This is a genomic window from Brevibacillus brevis (genome assembly GCF_001039275.2).
In the GTDB taxonomy this organism is placed as follows: Bacteria; Bacillota; Bacilli; order Brevibacillales; family Brevibacillaceae; genus Brevibacillus; species Brevibacillus brevis_C.
Genome location: NZ_CP030117.1, coordinates 5,652,572 through 5,676,256, shown reverse-complemented (window position 1 = coordinate 5,676,256; position 23,685 = coordinate 5,652,572). Strand labels below are relative to the sequence as shown.

General features: G+C 53.9%; 2 protein-coding genes. Both read left to right on the top strand.

The genetic code is table 11. The annotated features are described in order from the left end of the window. Positions 1-21 precede the first annotated feature (21 nt). Complete coding sequence (locus AB432_RS27030; protein ID WP_053079639.1) at positions 22-7,932, top strand: SDR family NAD(P)-dependent oxidoreductase; 7,911 nt, start codon at positions 22-24, stop codon at positions 7,930-7,932. A gap of 8 nt (positions 7,933-7,940) precedes the next feature. Continuing rightward, positions 7,941-23,669 (top strand): beta-ketoacyl synthase N-terminal-like domain-containing protein, encoded by a 15,729-nt coding sequence (locus tag AB432_RS27025; RefSeq protein ID WP_162630273.1) that lies wholly within the window; start codon positions 7,941-7,943, stop codon positions 23,667-23,669. The last annotated feature ends 16 nt before the right edge of the window (positions 23,670-23,685 follow it).

Below are 23,685 nucleotides of genomic sequence, written 5' to 3'. Positions count from 1 at the left end.
ATCGGAGATGGAGGCTTCTGTATGAAGGAAATGGAAGAACTGCTAAGCCGGCTGCTATGGCAGCAGCTTCGAACCATGGGGGAATTTGCGGAAGCCGGTGCTATTACGTCCGCATCAATGGCAGCAGCAGGCATAGACGGTAAATATGAGCGCTGGTTTGAGCACACCCTGGCCGTTCTAACAGAACACGGCTGGCTGAGGATGAAGGATACGGCTTATTTTGCTAACGATCAAAGCACCGGGCTGGAAACCGCATGGAGCGAGTGGAATAACCGCAAACAGGCCTGGCTGGAAGATTCAAGCTTGCGTGCGCGGGTCACCTTGCTTGATGCGGTGCTTCATCAGCTCCCGGACATCTTAACAGGCAAGCTGCCGGCTACAGATGTCCTTTTTCCTAACTCTTCTATGGAATTGGTCGAAGGTATTTATAAAGACAATGAGATTGCGGATTACTTTAATGAAGGAATGGCTAATGCGGTTGTTGCCTATATCGAAGCAAGTTTGAAACAAAATCCGCATGGGCGGTTTCGATTGCTGGAAATCGGTGCGGGCACAGGCGGGACGAGCGCCATGGTGATCCGTAAGCTTACGCCCTATCAGGAACGGATAGCGGAATATAAGTATACGGACATTTCGCAAGGATTTCTTCGGCATGCCGAAGCCGTCTATAGAACGAAGGCGCCATACTTGACCTGCCAGCTCTATCATGTCGAGAAGCCTTGCGCCGAGCAGCAAATTCAAACAGGCGTCTACGATCTTGTGCTTGCGTCCAATGTGCTTCACGCGACGGCCAATATTCGGTCAACCCTCAGAAACGCCAAGACGCTGCTGAAAAAAAACGGTCTGCTGCTCATCAATGAGATCAGCGGCAATTCGTTGTTTGCCCATCTGACATTCGGGCTGCTGCAAGGGTGGTGGCTATATGAGGATCATATGCTTCGGATCCCGGGCTGTCCGGGCCTCTACCCGGAAACCTGGAGAAGGGTTTTGAGTCAAGAAGGCTTTCAGCACGTGCTGTTCCCCGTTAAGGAAGCTCATGCGTTGGGGCAGCAGATCATTATTGCCCAAAGCGACGGTATCGTTCGCCAAGCGCGAATGAGCGAAGCTGATGCTGCATGGATGGAGGCAGCGACCGGTTCTGCTTCCATCACGGTGAAGAAGACGGAGAAAGACTCTGTCTCTGTACATGAAGCTATGGACGAAGGACAATTTAAACGCCGTATCCGGAGTATATTAATGGAAAACTTGTCCGTATCGCTAAAGCTCGACAAACAGCGCATCGATACGGATGAATCGTTCTCCGATTACGGTTTGGATTCCATTACCGGGGTTCAATTCGTTAAGCAGATCAACAACGTCTTGGGGACCGCCTTATCCACGACGATTTTGTTCGATTACAGCTCGATCCGGAAATTGACCGACTATTTGTGGAGTGCGTTCGGTCCGGTTATTGCGGCTCGATGGGCAGAAACAGATGGCAACGTACCTTCCATGTCCTCTGTTAAGGAGGCAGGCCAACGAAAGCCGCCCGTGCAGCAAGAGAAGAAAACCGTTTCCTCCGATAGTACGGACCAGTTGGGGGAGGCCTTTTATAAAGAGCCGATCGCCATCATCGGCATGAGTGGTAAATTTGCCAAATCGGATACACTCGAGGAATTGTGGAAGCACTTGGAAAATGGCGACGACCTCGTGGAGAAGGTAACACGTTGGGACTTGTCTTCTTATATGGAAAACGATTCTTTCTGCAATTTCGGCAGCTTTATCGAAGGCTTCGATCTTTTTGACCCGTTATTTTTTAACATCTCCCCAACGGAAGCTGCCTATATGGACCCGCAGCAAAGGCTTTTTCTGGAAGAGGCCTGGAAGGCGCTGGAGCATGCTGGTTATGCCGGAAAGGGAATGGATGGACGAGCTTGCGGGATTTATGCCGGATTTAATATGAATTATTACGCCGAGCTGATCGAGGGCCGGCCTCCGGCTCAAGCAATGTGGGGTAACGCAGGGTCCGTTATTCCCGCACGTCTATCGTACTATCTCAATCTGCAGGGGCCTGCAGTAACGGTAGATACTGCGTGCTCCAGCTCGCTTGTGGCCATCCATTTGGCTTGTCAGAGCTTGTGGAGCCGGGAGACCGAGGCCGCCATTGCCGGAGGGGTGTTTCTTCAGCCTACGCCAGGCTTCTATATTAGCGCAACCCGGGCGGGAATGCTCTCCGCAGATGGGCGATGCTATACATTCGACGACCGTGCCAACGGATTCGTTCCGGGCGAGGGTGTAGGTGTCGTCGTGTTGAAACGGCTGCGGGATGCGCTGAAAGACGGCGATTCCATCTATGGCGTCATCCGCGGTAGCGCCACGAATCAAGACGGGACAACAAACGGGATAACGGCACCAAGCGCGAGGTCTCAGGAAATGCTGCTGCGTCAGGTGTATGATTCATACGGTCTTAACCCGGCCGATATCCAATTGGTCGAGGCGCATGGGACCGGAACCCGTTTGGGCGATCCGATCGAGTACCAAGCGCTCAGCCGGGCATTCCGTCAGCATACGAGCAAAACCGGATATTGTGCATTGGGTTCGATCAAAACGAATATTGGACATACGACAGCGGCAGCAGGAATTGCGGGCTTGCTGAAAATTTTGCTGGCCATGAAGCATCGGAAGCTGCCTCCTTCGCTACATTTTCAATCGATCAATGGAAACATAGAGGCATCTGATAGTCCATTTTACATCAATACATCGCTGAAGAATTGGGAGGTTGAGGCAGGGGGGAAACGACGAGCCGCCATCAGCGCATTCGGATTTAGCGGAACAAACGCCCATATGGTAATCGAGGAAGCTCCGGATACGGTGCAGCCGCGTACGCACAAGCCCGCCTACCTCATCGCACTGTCGGCGCGGACAGCCGGACAACTGCGCAGGCAAGCGGAACAAATGATGGCGTACATCAAAGGCGAACCAGATGTCGATCTTGGACATGTAAGCTTTACGCTTCTTTTGGGCCGAAAGCACTTTCCGCACAGGCTCGCCTGCCTCGTGCAGAACGCCGGACAATTGGCGGAGCGGTTGAACGCATGGCTGGAGAACGGGCAAGCCGTAGACATGTTTCAATCCGATCCCGGAGCAGAGCTGCCTCTAGAGACGCTCCCGAGCGATCATTATGGCTATGCCTGTATGGATGCGTGTGCGCGGGAAACTGAGCGAATAAACTATTTGGAACGGCTTGCGTCGATTTTGGAGCTGTATACGCAAGGCTATGAGATGTCATTCGACCGTTTATTCGCGGATGGCCGTTATATCAGGCTGGCGCTTCCTGTTTATCCGTTTGCGCGGGAACGTTATTGGGTGCCTGAATCCGCGGCAAGGCCAGTTGTACGGACAAGCCCACCGGAGGGCGCTGATCTGCATCCGCTGCTTCACCGTAAAATACCAGCGCTTGAAGGAACAGGCTTTCGCTCCACGTTCACCGGCCGCGAGTTTTTTCTGGCGGATCACGTCATTATGGGACGATCGTTATTACCAGGTGTAGCCTTTCTGGAAATGGCCCGAGCTGCTGTCGGGATGGCATTGGAATTAAGCGATGGAGACTATGAAATCAGACTGAAGGATCTGTTCTGGACCCGGCCTTATAGCGTGGACGGTCCGCATACGGAGCTTGAATTTCATATGGAAACCGGGGATAGCGGTACCATTGACTATGAAATATACGCCGTAGCAACTGTCGACAAGGACGAAGCGGTACGCTGCCACCACGGCAAAGCTGCGGTCGTACCGTTTTCTCGCACGGAGAATGTTACCCTGGATGCAATCCGGCAGAAGTGCGGCTTGGCGATGCTGGATGCACAGCAGTGTTATACGGCTTTCAGGCAGATCGGCATGCATTACGGTCCGACCTTCCAGTGCATCGAACGCCTATATATCGGCGAGGAACAAGCGCTGGCCAAGCTTCGGCTGCCGGTAGCCGCCCAGGAAACGGCCCGTCATTACGGGCTTCATCCCGGCATGCTGGATGCAGCGCTTCAAGCGGCGGGCGTCGTAGCCACGGCGGACCTCGCGGACAGAAGCCGCGTTCTGGACCGGATTAAATCGGTCATTCCTTTTGCACTTAAGGAGCTTCGTGTTTATAGGAGCTGTATATCGGACATGTGGGCCCATATAAGGCGGAGCGCGAATGCGCCGTTCGATGAACGGACCCGGCAGGTCGACATTGATTTGTGCGATGAACAAGGGAACGTTTGTGCACGGCTTATTGGACTAGCATTCCGGGAGCCCAAAATGGAAGGCGTAGCAGCCGAACAAGGAAATGAAACACTCTTGTGGGAACCGGTATGGGTAGAAAAGGAGGCCGTCGGTGAAGACGACTCCGAAACGGCATCGCGGCATATCGTCTTCCTGTGCGAACCGAATGAATCGATCGTCAACTTCGTACAATCTGAAGCCGGCGGCATGACCCGATATGTGACGCTTAGCGCAGGCCGTGCAGCGGAAATAACGGAGCGTTACGAGACCTACGCCGTTCAAATGATGAAAGAACTCAAATCCATTCATTCGGAAGGCGTTCACCAGGAGTCGCTGATCCAGATTGCTTCGTTCAGTTCGGAAAGCGATTGGCTGTACCGGGGTCTGACCGGATTGCTTCGGACGGCATGTCTGGAGTATTCCGGTTTCATCGGGCAGTACATCGAGCTGGAACAAAATGTTCGAGCGGAGGACTTGATTCGGAAGCTTCTAGAGAACAAGAGCTGCCCGGAAGACTTTATGATTCGTTATCGCAATGGCGTTCGACAGGTTCAGCATTGGGTTGAACGAGAGGAGAGCCCTTTGGCGGCGGACATTCCGTGGAAGCATGAGGGCGTTTATTTCATTACAGGCGGTGCCGGCGGGCTGGGCTACGCACTTGCCAAGGAGATCGCCGGGAAGGTCGTCTCTCCGACGCTTGTGCTTGCTGGAAGAACGCCGGCCGGTACAGCGATCCACGATAAGCTTGCCGCGTTAGGAAGGTTAGGCGCACAAGCGGTGTACATGCAGATGGACGTATCCGATAAGGAGCAGACCGTTGCCGTCATCCAAGCCGTCAGGTCCAAGTATGGGCGGCTGAACGGAATCATTCATGCCGCAGGCTTGCTGAGAGACAGTCTTCTTGTTCATAAAACCAAGACTCAGGTTTCTGATGTTATGGGTGCGAAGGTAAAGGGAGTTGTCCATTTAGATGAAGCAACCCGGGAGCTGGAAGTCGACTGGGTGCTTGTATTCTCCGCTGCAGCGGCTGTGCTCGGCAATTACGGACAAGCCGATTACGCTGCGGCGAACGGCTTTATGGATGCCTACGTTGCATATCGAAACGGTCAATCATCCGCTGGCGGCCGAAAAGGCAGAATGCTCTCCATTAACTGGCCATTATGGCAGGATGGCGGTATGCGAGTTACTCGCGAAACGGAGCAGAGCCTAAGAGACAGGATCGGTATGGCTCCCATGAACGCAATGAACGGTATGCAGGCTTTGTACCGGGCATTCGGCACCGACCGGGATCAACTGCTTTTCATGCATGGTGATCCAGAACGGTTAAGGGCCCACATCCGTTTGGTGAACCGTCCTGCCCGTCCAAGAAAGCCTAAAGCTCATCATCATGGCGCGGTGCTTCGGGACGAATTAACGGTATGGGTAAAACAGAAGCTGGCCGGTATTATCGGGATACCTGCGGACGATATTCACCCCGATACGGCATTTGATAAATACGGCATGGATTCCATCATGCAACTGGATCTGATCCGCGAGCTGGAGAAGCTGACCGGAGAGTTGCCCAAAACGCTCCTTTTTGAACATAACACTGTCCATGAGGCAGCTGCTTATTTGGCCGATCATTATGCGGAACGGATTCGAAAATCATGGACGGCGGATGTTATAGAGCAGCCTCCAGCCCCGCATATTTCCGTAACGCCGCCCTCCGGACCGGTCTCTGTCCGTGAAGCGTTTGTCGATACGCAACGGCAGGATGTGAATTCGAGTGCCTTGAAGCAGGAAGGTATCGCCATAATCGGTGTAGCGGGTAGATACCCGAAAGCCAATCAATTGGAGGAGCTGTGGGAGCGGCTCAGGTCGGGAGAGAACTGCATCACAGAAGCGCCTGCTGACAGATGGTGCCGAATGTTGCTTCGGGGGGCGTCGGCCAAAGAAACCGAACAGAGGGCTCCTTATTACGGCGGGTTTTTAGATGCAGTCGATCGTTTCGACCATCGGTTGTTCGAAATGGATGCCGAAGAGGCCCGGGATCTTCCCCCGGAAGCACGGCTCTTCCTCGAGACGGTCTGGGAAACGTTCGAGAGTGCAGGTTATTCCAAATCGGCGATACAGCATTGGCAGAACCGGGAGCAGGTCGGTATCGGGGTGTTTGCCGGAACGATGTACAGCCAATATGGCTGGCAGATGCCGTCGTTGGAGCAGGCGGCGCTTCATTCGAATCGGACCGATTGGCAGATCGCAAACCGGACATCGCATTTCTTCAACCTGACAGGTCCTAGCTTAACGGTCAATACCGCCTGCAGCAGTTCGCTTACCGCGATACATCTCGCTTGCGAAAGTCTAAGGCAGAACGGGTGTTCCATGGCTGTTGCCGGCGGAGTCAACTTGACGCTTGACGTGTCCAAATACGAGGCGCTGGAGCAGGTCAATTTTCTCGCGACCGGCGGCAGGAGCAAATCGTTCGGCGACGGTGACGGTTATATTCCCGGAGAAGGCGTCGGAGCAGTCCTGCTCAAACCGCTTTCGCTGGCCGAACGTGACGGAGACCGGATCCTCGGGATCATCACGTACAGCGGCGTTAATCATGGCGGCGGCCGACAAAAATATAGCGTCCCCGATCCGAAGCAGCAGGCACAGCTTATGGAATCGGCAATCAAGCGTTCGGGAGTCGATCCCGAATCGATCACCTACGTCGAGTGCGCGGCTAACGGTTCGCCGCTGGGCGATTCTATCGAGGTCGCGGCTTTACGCAGCGCTTTCTCGCGATTTACCGGCAAGCAGCAATATTGTGCCATCGGCTCGGTCAAATCGAACATCGGGCATCTTGAAGCGGCTTCCGGCATCTCGCAGCTCAGTAAAGTGCTGCTGCAATTGAAATACCGCATGCTCGTTCCTTCGATTCATGCTGACGTGCGCAATCCGAATCTTAAACTGGAAGGCACGCCTTTTTACTTGCAGGAGAAGTTCGAGCCCTGGGAGCAGAAGGTTGACCCGTCAAATGGGCACCCGCTCCCACGCAGGAGTATGATCAATTCGTTTGGTGCTGGCGGTTCGTATGCCGTGCTTATCGTTGAAGAGTATATCGGTTCGCGCATCCGGACAGAGACTGGGGCGGATGCGGCTATTGACCCGCCGTCAGAGTATCTGGCCGTTTGGTCGGCCAAAACCGAATATAGCTTACGAAGCTATACGAATCGTATGCTACGACTGCTAAGAAAGGAACGCAATCTCCCGCCAGAAGCGGTTTCGGACTCGCTCATTCAGATTAACCACGATTTGGAATACCGTTTGGCTATCATTTATCGTTCAGTTGACGATCTGCGACTGAAGCTGGAAGCGTTGAGAGCAGGGGAAGCAGTGGGTGACCCGGATATGTTCATCTCGCCAAATTGCAGGCTGGGCAAATCTGTACATGCGGTAAACACGCAACGGCAGGACCATGCTGGGGAGCTGTTCCGGCTTGCTCTACAATGGGTTCAAGGAAGATCCGTAGATTTGCTAAGTCTAAGGCATCACCCTGCAGCGGGAACAGTGAATCTTCCCCATTACGCATTCGATTATGGAACGGATGATGGCGAAGCCTCCGTCCATGGAAGCGGGGAAACCCAGTTGCGCGTGATCTTGGAGAGAGTATCGCGCGGCGAAATGTCCAAAAACGAGGCTATGCAGTACTTTTTCGATATCGAGGTGTAAGGATGGACATGAAAAAGGAAGAATTGGAAAGTCTTCTTGAACGGGTACAAAACGGCAATCTGGAGGTCGAGCAGGCGCTTCAGGAAGTCCTGGAAGCCCGGCGGCTTGCGAGCCAGGTTCAGCCACGGCCTGCTTTCGAAGCGGCCAACCGCCGGTGGACGAGAAGCTATCATTACGATGAGACGCTTCTGCGAGACCACAAAGTCGGCGGCCAACCGGTTATCATAGGCGTCGCTCATGCTTCAATGGCCATGGATGCTTATTTTGCCCTTTATGAGAGGGAGCGCTGCGGCCGAATTCGGAATCTTTCCTTCATCAGCCCTATAAAAGTCGATTCTGCGCAGCCGGTGATCGTCGAGATGAAGCTCGAGAAGGACAGCTATGAAGCCACGGGCTTCGAGACTGTGTATGGGAACCTCGCCTCCGAGGACAGACGGCTCACCGCTAAAGGCGAGCTTCTTGTATGGCCGGCAAGCAACAGGGTTTTGGATCTGGTCGAGCTACAGGCATCAGCCGAACTGTACGAGCAGTTGGATCGGATCTATGAGATCAATCGAACCGTTGAATTAGGGCCAAGCTTCAGAACCATTCAGCGTGTATACAAAGGACAGGACTATATTCTTGTCCGGGCTGAACTGACCGGCGAATCGGCTTCCGAGGAATCCGAATCGAGTATTCATCCTCTGCTTTTAAACAGTGCGTTTCTCTCGGTCGTCCCCCTTTTGAATAAGGCGACTGGTTGGGACGGTTATTTGCCGTTTGCGGTCAAGGATGTGCTCTTCCGTAAAACCGAACGATTGCACGAATGCTGGATCCATATCCACCATTTGAAAGAATCGGACGAAATGATCGTTTTCGATGCAGAGCTGATTGATAACACCGGCATAGTGGTGGCGGAGCTGACGGAATGTTCGATCAAGCGACTCCGTCTGTCTGCAATCTCACATGAAGAGACTGCAACGAATGATTCCGCTGATGGCGGAATCGAGGCTCTGGAAGACCGCATCATCGGCTATTTGGTGCGTCAGGTGGAGACGGTCACCGATGGCCGGTTAAAGTCTTGCAGCATTACGGCGAATTTAATGGAGCTTGGTCTAAACTCCGCCCAGCTTATTGCACTTACCGGCGTTATCGGAGGGGAAATCGGCTCCGAGCTCTATCCGACCTTGTTCTTCGAGTACCCAAGCATTGAGGAGCTTGCGTCCTATTTTGGCAAGGAGCATAGGGAGGCCTTCCAGAAGCTGCTGGGAACGGCATCTGCACCGATTGCGAAAGCAAAGCCGAAGACTCATTCGTCGACCGCCGGCCGGATCGCAGGAAACGAAGTCCACCATGAGGATATCGCGGTCATCGGGATGCATGCATTATTTGCAGAATCGTCCGATATCGAAACGTTTTGGGAAAATATCGTATCCCGGAAGGATCTGATCAAAGAGATTCCGCCCGACCATTGGGATTTCCGGCCTTGGTTCGACGAAGACCGCCAGGCCAAGGATAAGACGTATTGCAAATGGGGCAGCTTTATCGATGACGTCGATAAGTTCGATGCGGAATTTTTTAACATATCGCCAAGAGAAGCTGAATGGATGGATCCGCAAATCCGTCTGCTGCTGCAAAGCGTCTACGCAACCGCGGAGGATGCAGGCGTTGTGAAGCAGTTAAGGGGAAGCAGCACGGGAGTATTTGTCGGGGCGTGCGTTCATGATTACGCCGACCGAATCGCGGAAATGAATCTCCCCGTCGATCCTCATATGGGGACAGGCAATGCGCAGACTGTTGTCGCCAATCGGGTATCGTTCATCTTTGATTTGAAAGGCCCGAGCATGGCGATAGATACAGCGTGTTCCTCGTCTTTGTTCGCTTTACATACGGCTTGCCGTTCCTTGCAAAATGGGGAGTGTAATATGGCCTTTGTCGGCGGCGTCAATCTGCTGCTGTCGTCCTGGCACTACCGGTATTTCAGCAGTATCGGCGCCTTATCTCCCACCGGCCGCTGCCATACGTTTGATGCAGCCGCCGACGGGTATGTACCGGGAGAGGCGATCGCCAGCATGCTGCTTAAACCGCTGTCGCAAGCGAAGAAAGACGGCGACCGCATCTACGCCGTCATAAAAGGTTCAGCGGCGCTGCATGGAGGACATACGCCATCCCTTACGGCACCAAGTGTCGAGGGAGAGGAACATGTCATTGCGAAAGCTTGGGAGGACGCAGGGATTGAGCCGGAATCGATTGGTTATATCGAAGCGCATGGCACCGGTACGGCACTCGGCGACCCGATCGAAATAAGCAGCTTGAAGAAAGCGTTTGAGCGTTTCACCGACAAGAAGCAGTTCTGCGTGGTCGGTTCCGTGAAGTCGAATATCGGCCACACGGAAGGGGCTGCCGGAATCGCCGGCGTCATCAAAGTCATCCAACAGATGAGGCATCGGCAAATACCAGCAATGCCAAAGCTTAATCAAATAAACCCTTACATCCAACTGGAAGGCTCGGCGCTTTACATAAACCGGGAGAATCAATACTGGGACACAAGGGACGGACTTCCGAGACGGGCGGGTGTCAGCTCCTTCGGCTTTTCCGGCTCCTATGCCCATGTCGTCATCGAAGAATATGTGGAAGAAGCATCGGCCGCTCTGGTAATAGGAACTCCTTATGCGCTGATATGGTCGGCCAAAAATGAAGAACGGCTGCGTGAGCAGGTTCGCCAGTTCGTCGAGTGGATGAGCAATTCGAAAAATAGCGAAGCGGAATTGGCGCAGATTGCTTATACGCTGCAGACCGGCAGGGATGAGCATGAAGAACGGTTGGCCGTTGCCGTTGAATCGGTTGAGGAGCTTCAATATAAGCTCTCCGCTTATTTGGATGGCCGCCAAGGAATTCCGCTGCTGTACCAGGGAAGTGTTGGATCCGGCAGCAGGGGAAGCAAGCCCGAAATACTCGAGCACGAGGATATATCGAAGGTTCTCGAACGGTGGGTTCAGGGCGGCGTCTATGATTGGAATCGCCGATACGAAGCGCTAAAGCCACGTCCGATCTCGCTCCCGACGTATCCGTTCGACAAGCAGAGATACTGGATCCCGGATATGAGAAGCACCCAAACGGTAGCGGGTGCTGATCTGCTTCATCCGCTGCTGCACCACAATACGTCGGATTTCACCGTACAGCGCTTCAGCTCGCGGTTTGAAGGAACTGAATTTTACTTGGAGGACCACCAGGTCGAAGGCAGGCGCATCCTTCCGGGAGTCGCTTATTTGGAAATGGCCCGAGCAGCGGCTGTCCTATCCATCGGCAAGTCGCTGCCGGAGGTATCCGTCCGATTGCAACAGGTGGTATGGGCGCAGCCGATCCTTGCAGGCGATGAACCTGTACATGCCCATATTACCTTGAAGCCAAGCGACAACGGGACAATTGAATATCGGATTTATACCGGGGCACCGGAGGAACAAGCTGGGGAGAACGTACACAGTCAAGGAACCGTGCTTATCACAGAAGCGGCTGAGCTGCCCATTTTAGATTACCATGAGATTCGGAAGCAATGTTCGCGACGACAGTTATCGGCCGGGCAATGCTACGAAGCGTTCGAGAGGATGGGTATTCATTACGGTCCCTCGCATCGTTCGGTATCCGTGATTTATATCGGCGACGGACACCTGCTTGCGCAACTGTCGATGCCTTCATTGATTGCGGAAACAAGGGATGACTTTGTGCTGCACCCCAGCATGATGGATGGAGCCTTGCAGGCCTGCATCGGTTTGGCTGCAGTAGAAAACGGGCAAGCACCGCTTGCGATGCCGTTTGCGTTGACGTCACTTGAGGTGTTTCGCGGATGCACGCCATCGATGTGGGCTTATATCCGGAGCGTCTCGGAGGAAGGCAATGGTAAGGACCAGGATCTCACATTCGATATCGACTTATGTGATGACCAAGGCCGTGTCTGTATCCGGATGACAGGTCTTGTAACTCGGGCGTTGACCACAAAACGAGAACTTGCGCTTCAGGCATGTTCCGCTGAAAGCCGCACGACCGTCCAACTGCGGCCGGTTTTGATAAAAGCTGCGGCTTCCATTTTAGGTGTGAAGGAAGACGAGATTGATCCGGACGCCGAGATGGAGGAATACGGTATGGACCCGATCAAGCTGAATGAATGGGCTCATCAACTGTTCGAAGCTTGTCAGCTTGAAGTGCGGCCATCCGAATTGCCTGCGTTTAAGACGATGACGATCAATACAATGGCGGAGTATCTTAGCGGACCCGGAGGAGTATCGCGAATTTTGGATAGCGATGAAGAGACGGCGCAGGACAAAGCCAAAGTGTCGGAAGCAATCGATCGAATGAACGATATGAACCGCACACTGTGCCGGATGCTTTGGGCTTATTTTTGCGAAACAGGATGGGTGGCCTCTTTATCAGCTTTCGGAGGTTACATACCCTCGGAGAAGGAATTGCTGAGCTCCTATCGGAGATGGTTTCAAGAAAGCGTCGCAATGCTGGTCCGCAGCGGCTATTTAATACCGGAGGCAGCCGGCATTTACGCCCCGGCTCAAGAGCCGGTAACTCTCGAGCAAGCCTGGGTGGAATGGGAAGCGAACAAGAACAAATGGCTGGACCATGACGATGTCTCTGCACAAGCTTCCCTTGTGGAGGCGACGATGCGCGCGCTTTCCGAGATTCTCTCCGATGGCGTTAGGCCGACGGATGTCATGTTCCCGGGTTCGTCCACGGCGTTGGTGGAGGGCATTTACAAAAATAACTGCGTAGCCGACTTTTATAACGACCTGCTCGCGGATACGGCGGCGGATTACGTGCGTGAACGGATTGCACTTGATCCGAATGCGAAAATACAGATTTTAGAAATTGGTGCCGGAAGCGGCGGAACAAGCGAGGCGGTGCTTCGGAGGCTGAAGCCTTATGAAGCGCATATCATCGATTTTAGCTACACAGATGTATCCAAATCGTTCTTGCTCCATGCGGAACAGAAGTATGGCAAAGAATATCCGTACCTTTCCTTCCATTTATTCGATGTCGAACAAGCGTTGGAAGGGCAGGGAATTGCGAAGGGCAGCTTCGATATCGTGATTGCGGCCAATGTGCTTCATGCGACCCGTGATATGAAAAAGACGCTGTATCATGCCAAATCCGCACTGCGCGCAAACGGACTGCTTCTGTTAAACGAGCTTACCGGCAACACGATGTTCAATCATGTGACATTCGGTCTGCTGGAGGGCTGGTGGCGTTATGAAGATCCGGAGCTACGAATTCCAGGATGTCCGGGTCTGCATGTGCCAGTCTGGCAGTCCCTGCTTGCCCAGACAGGCTTTCACGGGATCATGATTCCTTCCGATGGACGCCTTTCATGGGACCAGCATATTATTGCCGCGTTGAGCGACGGCATTTTAGATCAACCTAAGCGGCTTGCGGCCGGAGAGCGGCACGAGCGGCTTCATGACCTAACCAATACGGACAGAAGCGGTGAACATGTGGAAGAACAGTGGATGGAAGATTATGTCAATAAGACGATACGGGAATATGTCGCGCAAGCCTTGAAAATGGACGAGAAGCGTATTCAGGAAGAGAAAAGCTTCTCCGAATACGGCGTAGATTCCATCGTGGCAGTCAGTCTCGTGAACAGCCTGAATCATCACTTCGGCCTTATTCTCAAGACAACGGTGCTGTTTGACTACAATAACGTGAAGCGGTTATGTGCGTTTTTAATCAAGGAGCATACGGATCAAATAACCGTTCTTCTCAAGCAGAGCGAACTGGCTGCCAGCAGAGAGGAAGAGGGCGCACGAGCCCTGCGGGTATCGGCAAAGCAGCCCGTCCAAAGCGGCCTTAGCATACCTGCGTTTAACAATCGCTTTCGATCGCAACCAGCAGAATCCCCATCGCCTGCAGTCAGTGAGCGTCAGAGCGCTCCCCTTCCTGCGGAAAAGTCGACGTATCACCATGTCGTGATCGAGCGGCCCGGGGGTGTTGATTCGCTGCGGATTGCTCAATCTGGCGTTTCAGAGCTGAGATCCGATGAGGTTCGCATCGCCGTCCGTGCCTTTGCGTTGAATTTCGGCGATCTTCTCTGCTTGAAGGGTCTATACCCGACCATGCCGGCATACCCGTTCACACCGGGCTTTGAGGCAAGCGGGGTTGTTGTAGCCTCCGGTGCCGACGTTTCGACTGTTCGCACAGGCGATGAAGTGATTGTGGCGCTCGGGGCTTCCTTCGGCGGACAATCCACCATGATCACATGCCGGGAAGACCAGTTGTTCAAGAAGCCGGATTACCTCACGTTTGAGCAGGCTTGCACCATTCCGGCAGCCGCCGTGACGATGATCAACGCTTTCCGCAAAGCGGATCTCAAGAAAGGCGAGAAAGTTCTCATCCATACCGCGGCAAGCGGAACAGGACTTATCGCGGTACAGCTTGCGCGTCATTATGGTGCGGAACTATATGTTACAGCCGGGTCCAACCGTAAGCTTGAATTTTTGGAATCACTCGGTGTGAACTATAGGATCAATTACAGGGAGACCGATTTCGAGGAAGAGATTGACAGGCTGACCGGCGGTAAAGGAATCGATGTCATTATCAATACGCTTCCCGGGGACGCCATTCAGAAAGGAATCAACTGTCTGGCGACGGGAGGCCGTTATATCGAGCTGGCGATGACGGCACTCAAAACAGCGAAGACGATCGATTTATCAGCGCTGGATGGGAATCAGACCTTTTATAGCATCAATTCAAGAAAGCTTGCTAACGAGAATCCAGCCGAGCTGCGAGGTTATGTCGAAGAAATGCTTGCGCTTGTCGAAGCAGGAACGATAAGCCCTGTCATTGATAGGGTTATCCCGTTTGAGCGAGTGGCGGATGCTTACCGGTCTATTGAGGATCGGACGGCCATCGGCAAGATCGTCGTTACGGTTACAGAGCCTTATCGATATCAAGAAACGGCGGCTTTAGTCAAGCAGTTGGACAATGCGGAACTGCCGAGAGCACCGCACAGCGGGGAACTAGGCCGGGAGCAGGAGCCCATTGCCGTGATCGGGATGAGCGGCAGGTTTGCCAAGTCGGAAACGCTGGAGGAATTTTGGTCCAATCTGGCAAACGGGACCGATTTGATCGAGGAGGCCAGCCGCTGGGATCTTAGCTCACACAAGGCAGGGAAAAACAGTTTCTGTTCGAAAGGCAGCTTTGTCGATGCGATCGACCGTTTCGACCCGGTTTTCTTTAACATATCGGGTTACGAAGCGAATTATATGGATCCTCAACAGCGTTTATTTCTAGAGGAAGCGTGGAAAGCGCTTGAAGATGCCGGTTATGCCGGAGCGGGAATGGATGGGCGAAAATGCGGCGTGTTTGTCGGCAGCAGCGGAAGCGACTATGCCCGACTGATGGGCAAGCAGGCGCCGGCACCTGCGTTTTGGGGCAATGCCGGTTCGGTCATTCCCGCACGAATCGCCTATTATCTTAACCTGCACGGACCGGCGGTAACCATCGACACCGCGTGCTCCAGCTCGCTTGTCGCTATCCACATGGCCTGCCAGAGCTTAAGGGCCGGGGAAACAGAATTGGCGCTGGCTGGCGGTGTTTTCATTCAGTCGACACCAAGCTTTTATGAAAGCGCCAATCAAGCGGGCATGCTGTCCGCGTCGGGACGGTGCCACACTTTTGATGAACGGGCAGATGGCTTTGTACCCGGTGAAGGTGTGGGGACTGTTGTTCTGAAGCGGCTCCGTGACGCCCAGGCCGACGGTGATTACATCTATGGCGTCATCATAGGCTCAGGTATAAACCAGGACGGTACAACGAACGGTTTAACGGCTCCAAGCGCGTTATCCCAGGAGCGTCTCGAACGGGATGTTTACGATTCATTCGGCATTGATCCAGAAAGTATACAGCTAGTCGAAGCACACGGGACCGGCACGCGATTGGGCGATCCGATCGAATATCAAGCTCTGACGAATGCGTTTCGCCATTATACGGAGCGGCGGGAGTACTGCGCCATCGGCTCCGTCAAGACCAATATGGGCCATGCTGCAGCCGCTGCGGGTATCGCCGGTTTGCTCAAGGTACTGCTGGCGCTCAAATATAAGCAACTGCCGCCGTCCTTGCATTTTATTAACGGCAACCCCGGCATTGATTTTAAAGAAAGTCCGTTTTATGTCAATACCGAGCTGAGGAACTGGGAGGCCGAAGCAGGAAGCAGGCGCCGCGCAGCAGTCAGCTCGTTTGGGTTCAGCGGGACGAACGCGCATCTTGTTGTCGAAGAAGCCCCTGCAATCGATCGTAAGTCCATCATCAAACGGCAGGGCTTCCTGATCGTCTTGTCGGCTTGTACGCAGGAGCAACTGCGCCGGCAAGCGGAACAGCTCCTGGATTACGGTTTAGCAAACGCTGACGCCGATTGCGGCAGTATAAGCTTTACGCTGCTTACAGGGCGGAAACACTTCCATCACAGGCTGGCGCTAGTCGTCCGTGATACCCGTGAATTAGCGTCCTTGCTGTCTTCGTGGATCGGCAGTGAGGCCACGCCGCGGATATTCCAGTCCGAGCTTAACGCCAATGGCGTGCGGCAGCAGCTTGCTTTGAAACGGTATGGAAACCAGTGTATTCGCGAGCTGCAGCATGCGAACGACACCGCTGACTATATGGAGCGCTTGTCATCGATAGCCGAGCTTTACGTACAAGGTTATGAGCTTGATTATCACGAGCTGTTCGCGAAGGGAAGCAATTTCAAAATTCCGCTGCCTACCTATCCTTTTGCCGATGAACGGTATTGGGTGCCGGAAGTCAAACCGCATGCGGATGCGCAGACAGAAAGTGATACGACAATGCAAGCCGTACTCCACCCATTGGTACAAAGAAATACATCGGATCTCCAGGGCATGAAATACAGCTCGACATTTACAGGCGAGGAATTCTTCATCAGAGATCACGTCGTGAACGGCGAACCGGTTCTGCCCGGTGTCGCTTATTTGGAGATGGCACAAGCCGCGATTCGGATGATGGCGGGCGGCGAGCGGGAGAGCAGACTCGGGCTCCGTCTGAAACGAGTCGTTTGGGCACAGCCCATGACTGTGGCTGCCAAGCCTTTGGACGTTCGGATCGGGGTGAAGCAGGAACAAAACGGAGACATTAGCTACCGGGTTACGAGTCAAATCGAGAAAGAGAGCGTTCTCCATAGTCAAGGGGTAGGAGCATTTTTCGAGATGCGGGAACGACCTGTGATGTTGCTTGAAGCGTTGAAAACTACGCTGACGCAGAAGCGGTCCGTTCAGAGCTGCTACGAGGCATTTGAACGAATGGGTGTTCAATACGGTTCCGGGCAAAGAGGATTGGACGAGGTTTACACAGGGCCTGAGGGCGTCCTCGCCAAGCTCTTGCTGCCCACGAGCGTCCAGAGCACGAAGGATCACTACACGATGCACCCAAGCATGATGGATTCCGCCCTGCAAGCGGCGGTTTTCTTTATGGACGGGACGGAAGAGAACAAGATGAAGCTTCCGTTTGCAATCGATGAGCTTGAGCTGTTTGACCGCTGCGCAACGGTTATGTGGGCTTGGCTGCGGCCAACACGCGGCGAGGCTGCAGACGGCCACATTCATAAGCTTGATATCGATCTTTGTGATGAACAAGGGAACGTATGCGTGGCAATAAAGGGATTTTCGTCCCGTTTGACGGATCGGAGCGCGACGGATAATGCGAAGTCGTCGAACACGGATCATGCCTCCGAGAAATCTGACCAGACCTTGACGGATTTGCTGACTTACGTCTGGAGCGAGGCGGAAGTAGAAACAAGCGGTGTCCAGCCGCCGAACCGAACCGTAATCATTGCGGAAGACGAAAGCGTGGCCATTCGTGAAAATCAGCATGAGTGGCCGGCAGCACCGAGAATCATTCTGAATGCTTCGGATACGATCGAGGAGATGGCCCACAAGTTAAGGGTGTGCGGCGAATTCGAGCACCTGTTGTGGATTGCGGCACGGGAACCGGTCGGAGCTGCCGCTTCGGATGCTCCCATCGAAGAACAGGAAAAGGGCGTCCTTCATCTGTTCCGGCTCGTAAAGGCCTTATTGGCGCTGGGTTATGGGAGCAAGCGTATCGCCTTGAGCTTCATCACCCAGCAAGCCGTTTCGGTCCAACGCGATGACGCCGTGCGTTCTTCCGCTGCCAGCGTACACGGATTGGCCGGCGCGATCGCCAAGGAATATCCGCTATGGGCGATACGGGTTGCCGATTTGGAAGCAGGCGGCAGCCTTTCGTTTGATCAATTGTTCCGTCTTCCTGCCGACTCGGAAGGCCACGTATGGGCTTGTCGGGATAACCGGTGGTATCGTCAACAAATACTTCCGGTGGCCGCAGCCGTACCGAAACAAAGCCTTTATCGTCAAGACGGCGTTTATGTCGTCATCGGCGGTGCAGGCGGGATCGGCGAGGCGTGGACCGAATATATGATCCGCCAATATAGAGGACGAATTGTTTGGATTGGCCGGAAATCGCTGGATGAAACCATTCAGCTTAAGATTGACCGACTGGGTGCGGCTTATGGGATAGAGCCGTGGTATATTTCGGCCAATGCCAAAGACAAACAGTCTTTACAGCGGTCTATCGACGAAGTGAAGTCACGCTATGGCACAATCCATGGCGTCATCCATTCCGCGATCGTCCTGCTGGATCAAAGCTTGGCAAATATGGATGAAGCACGCTTCCGTGCGGCGCTATCGGCGAAAGTGGATATCAGTGCGCGGATGGCGCAAGTATTCGCGGCTGAGCAGCTTGATTTTATGCTGTTCTTTTCTTCTATTAATTCGTATACCAAACCGGCCGGTCAAAGTAATTATGCTTCCGGTTGCACCTTCAAGGATGCTTATGCGCACAGGCTAGGCAAGGAGCTGCCCTTCCCGGTCAAGGTGATGAATTGGGGTTATTGGGGAAGCGTAGGCGTAGTTGCCTCGGAAGAGTACCGGAAGAAAATGGCCTCGCTTGGCGTAGCTTCCATTGAACCGGACGAAGCAATGGCCGCGTTGGAATTGCTGCTTGTAGGACCATTGGACCAACTGGTGATGCTGAAGATGACAAAGCCGGTGCCGCTTGCAGGAATGCTGCATGATGAACGTCTAGTCATGCAGGCTGATCGCAGCTCACTGCTTCCAGGGATTCGAAACCGCATACAGGAAGCAGATGATTCGCGGCTTGGCCGTATACAATCCGATATGGGGCACCCCATGGCGTTGCTGGACGCTGCCATTTGCAGATTGATGTGGGCGATCTACAGAGAAGGCGGCTGGCTTAGCAGTGTGGAAGACGGTGCGTCCGGGATGCTGCCGGCCTACTACAGGTGGCATCAAGAAACCATAGCCGCCTTCGAACGGGCCGGTTATGTTCGGCGCGAGGACGGCACGGTGCGCATATTGGATACACGCCCTCTGGATTTGGATGGAGAGTGGCGGCAATGGTACCGGATGAGAAGCGAATGGAAGAGCAACGGCAATATGAATACACAAGCCGAGTTGGCAGAAAAAACGCTGCACGCCCTCCAGCGCATTTTGGTCGGGGAATTACCGGCAACGGATGTTATTTTCCCGAACGGTTCCTTTGGATTGGTGGAGTCTGTTTACAAAAACAATCTGATGGCTGATTTTTTCAATGAAGCGCTTGCGGATACAGCGGCGGCTTATGTACAGGAACGCTTGGCGCTGGACAAATCGGCCAAGATTCGGATCCTGGAGATCGGAGCGGGTACAGGAGGGACGAGTGCGGTTGTACTCAAGCGGCTGGAACCGTATCAATCCAACATGGCCGACTATCTTTACACGGATTTATCAAAGGCGTTTCTGATTCACGGAAAGCAGGCGTATGGGACGCAGGCTCCTTACTTGTCCTGCAAAATGGTTGATATTGAACGTCCACTTGCCGAGCAAGGGATTGAAGAAGGAAGCTTCGATCTTGTCATAGCAACGAATGTGCTCCATGCCACTGCACGGATAAGCCGTACGTTGCGTCATGCAAAGGCAGCCCTGCGCCCGGGCGGGTTATTGCTGATCAACGAGATCCATGCAAACCGCCTGTTCATGCACGTGACTTTCGGGTTATTGGAAGGCTGGTGGCTGCATGAGGATGCCGAAGTACGCATTCCCGGCAGTCCGGTTCTAACTACGGAAATGTGGCAGCGGCTTTTGGCGGAGCAAGGTTTCCGGAGCATCTTTTATCCGGCACGGAAAGGTCATTTTCTCGGTGCCGCTGTTATTGCTGCGGAGAGCGACGGCGTGTACCGGCAGTACCTAAACCGTTGCGCGAGCGTCCCGTCGGATTTCCAGGGGCAGGAGCCGCTCCCGATCAGCCCGTCCACAAGCGGCACAAGCGGTGCCGGTGACGTTTCGGACCGGGCGCTTGGTTCGTTTATCCAAACCGTTATTCGAACAGCGGTGGCGGATGCATTGCAAATCGATGCAGGCCGAATCCAGGACGATCGGAGCTTCTCGGATTACGGCGTCGATTCCATCATTGCGGTCAACCTCATTAATATCATTAATGAGCGCTGCGAGACGCAGCTCCAGACGACGATCATATTTGACTATAACAGCGTCGAGCGGCTATCCGATTGGCTGCTTCGCGAGCATCGGCAGGAACTGCTGAGCAAGTACCGGCAGTCGGATAAAAACGCAGCCCAATCCCCGCCGCAGGTCATGGCTGAAGAACGGGCCTCGGCGCCGGGGGCATCGGAGGACGGGTATCGAGCCGCAGAAGATACAGCTACCTTCGAGCTGGCGGAAAAGAGTCAGACGCCGCGGGTACGCCATCATATAGTCGTTGAACGCCCCGGCAGTATCGACGAGCTTCAATTGAAACAATCGGTAGTGCCGCCGCTGACGGAGCATGATGTGCTGGTTGAGGTACGCGCCTTTTCATTGAACTTTGGCGATTTGCTTTGCGCCAAAGGTCTGTATCCAGTGATGCCACCTTTTCCTTTTACGCCCGGCTTTGAGGCAAGTGGTGTTGTCATCGATACCGGTAAAGCAGTGACCTCCGTCCGGCGTGGTGATCAAGTGGTTGTGACCGGAGGGGAAAATATAGGCGCGCAATCGACCTACATCGTATGCTCGGAGCAGTCGCTTCTTCCAAAGCCTGACTTTCTGTCTTTCGAAGAAGCTTGTTCGCTGCCAGCAGTCGGCCTTACGATGATGGACGCCTTTCGCAAAGCGGCAGTCAAACCGGGCGACAAGGTGCTTGTTCAAACGGCGGCGGGAGGAATCGGCTTGATGGCCGTACAGCTAGCCCGCCATTACGGCGCGGAAATATACGCTACCGCAGGCTCCAAGGAAAAATTGGACTATCTTGCAGGTATCGGTGTTTCGAAGCTTATCAATTACAGGGAAGACGATTTCGAGCAGGAGATCAAGAGGCTTACGGATGGACAAGGGTTACAGATCGTTGTGAACACACTGTCCGGGGACGCGATGTCGAAAGGATTCCGGTGTTTGGCGCCGGGAGGCCGGTATATTGAGCTCGCCTTAACCGCGCTGAAGTCCGCACGGAGCATCGACTTGTCTCTGTTGAACGAGAACAGGGCGTTCTATTCCGTTGACTTAAGAGCGTTGTCAGCCGAACAACCGGCTACGATCCAGGCTTATTGGGACGAGTTGACAGCTCTGATTGCACAAGGGGTCATTCGGCCAACAATCGGCCGCGTTTACGCGCTCTCTGATTTTAAGGAAGCCTATCGTCAGTTGGAGAACCGGAAAAATATCGGCAAGATTGTAGTTCGTATACCCGGTGGCGATTACATGTCCGAACCAGAAGCCAGTTCTTCTGCTATGGAGAATGCAAGCATATCGCAGGTTCCGACGTCTTTAGAACCTGTGGCCATTGTCGGGATAAGCGGCCGTTTTGCTCGTTCGGATTCAGTGGAGGAGCTATGGTCACATCTTGAGGCAGGAACCGATCTGGTAGAAGAAGTGACGCGCTGGGAACTTCGTGGGAGCGGTCGGGATCCGAAAGGGGTCAAAAGCTGCCGACATGGAAGCTTTTTAAGCTCAATTGATTGCTTCGATCCGCTTTTCTTTAACATCACCGGCGTGGAAGCCGATTACATGGATCCTCAGCAGCGTATCTTTCTCGAGGAATCGTGGAAAGCGCTGGAGGATGCTGGATATGCGGGACCGGGAGAGCATACGCGGCGATGCGGCGTCTATGTCGGAAGCTGCGGCAGCGATTACGCGAGATTGTTTGGAGACGAAGCGCCGGCTCAGGCATTCTGGGGCAATGCAGGATCAGTCATACCTGCACGGATTGCTTATTACCTGAACCTACAGGGGCCTGCGGTAACGGTGGATACAGCCTGCTCCAGTTCGCTGGTTGCGATTCATCTTGCGTGTCAAAGCCTGTGGACAAGGGAAACGGACATGGCGCTTGCGGGCGGCGTATTCATCCAATCAACGCCTGAATTTTATACCGTCTCCAATCGTGCTGGTATGCTTTCTCCCAGCGGCCGATGCCATGCTTTTGACGAAAGAGCCGATGGCTTCGTGCCTGGAGAAGGCGCCGGTGTGGTTGTTCTCAAACGTTTGAAGGATGCGCTTGCCGACGGCGATCATATTTATGGCGTGATCCGCGGCAGCGGCATCAATCAAGACGGCACGACAAACGGCATTACGGCACCAAGTGCGAATTCACAGAAACGTCTGCTGCGGCATGTGTATGATAGCTTCGGCATCAATCCGCGCCATATTCAGCTGGTGGAGGCGCATGGAACGGGAACGAAGCTGGGAGATCCGATCGAGTTTCAGGCACTGACCCGGGCGTTCCGCCATTACACGGACGATAACCGCTATTGCGCGGTCGGTTCGATTAAATCGAATCTCGGCCATCCGGCTGCTGCCGCAGGCATTGCGGGCTTTTTGAAAGTTATTCTGTCATTGCGTCACAAAAAGCTGCCGCCTTCACTCCATTTTGAAAAGGGCAACACAAGCATTGCTTTCGAAAATAGTCCCTTTTACGTCAATACGGAGCTTAGGGATTGGACACTTGGCGAGGGAACGAAACGAATGGCGGCCATTAGCTCATTCGGATTCAGTGGAACGAATGCGCATCTTGTTCTTGAGGAAGCTCCTCAGCCGGTTCGCAGACGGGAGGCGAGATCCGCATACTTGTTCGTGCTGTCGGGACGGACTGCCGTACAGTTGCGCCAACAGGTTGAAAGGCTAGCTGCGCACTGCCGACACTCCCCGCAGTTGGACTGCGCCTCGGTCAGCTTTACGCTGCTGGCAGGACGTAAGCACTTGAAGCACCGGTTTGCATGCGTCGCCGGCTCCCGGCATGAGCTACTCGAACGGCTTGGCGAATGGTTGGATAACGGCCATGCGCAGGACGTTGTTCAAGCAGAGCTGCAGCCTGCCGGGATGCGGGATGATGAACGGCGAATCGAGGAAGTAAATCAAAGCATCCAGGCATACCGAGACAATGTCGACGGCCTGGCACGAGAGCATCTGCTGGCTTGTGCCGAGCTGTTTGTTCACGGTTATCCGCTGGACTTACGCAAGCTGTTCCTGGAAGGGGAGCAGCAGCGGATTCCATTGCCGACATACCCCTTTGCCAAAGAAAGCCATTGGGTAAAGAAAGCGGAGCAACGGGAAGAGGCGAAGGCGGATGAAAACGGCCTCAGTGATCTTCTAGATCAGTTTCTCGACGAAACCATAACGTTGGAGACCGCCGTCCAGAAAGCGGAACGAATCCTATCATCTTTGTCCTAGCAGGCTTCTAACCGGG

Bases quoted from the DNA above. Each gene is read 5' to 3' on its own strand.
- AB432_RS27030 (WP_053079639.1), top strand. From the start codon at position 22: ATGAAGGAAATGGAAGAACTGCTAAGCCGGCTGCTATGGCAGCAGCTT.
- AB432_RS27025 (WP_162630273.1), top strand. From the start codon at position 7,941: ATGAAAAAGGAAGAATTGGAAAGTCTTCTTGAACGGGTACAAAACGGC.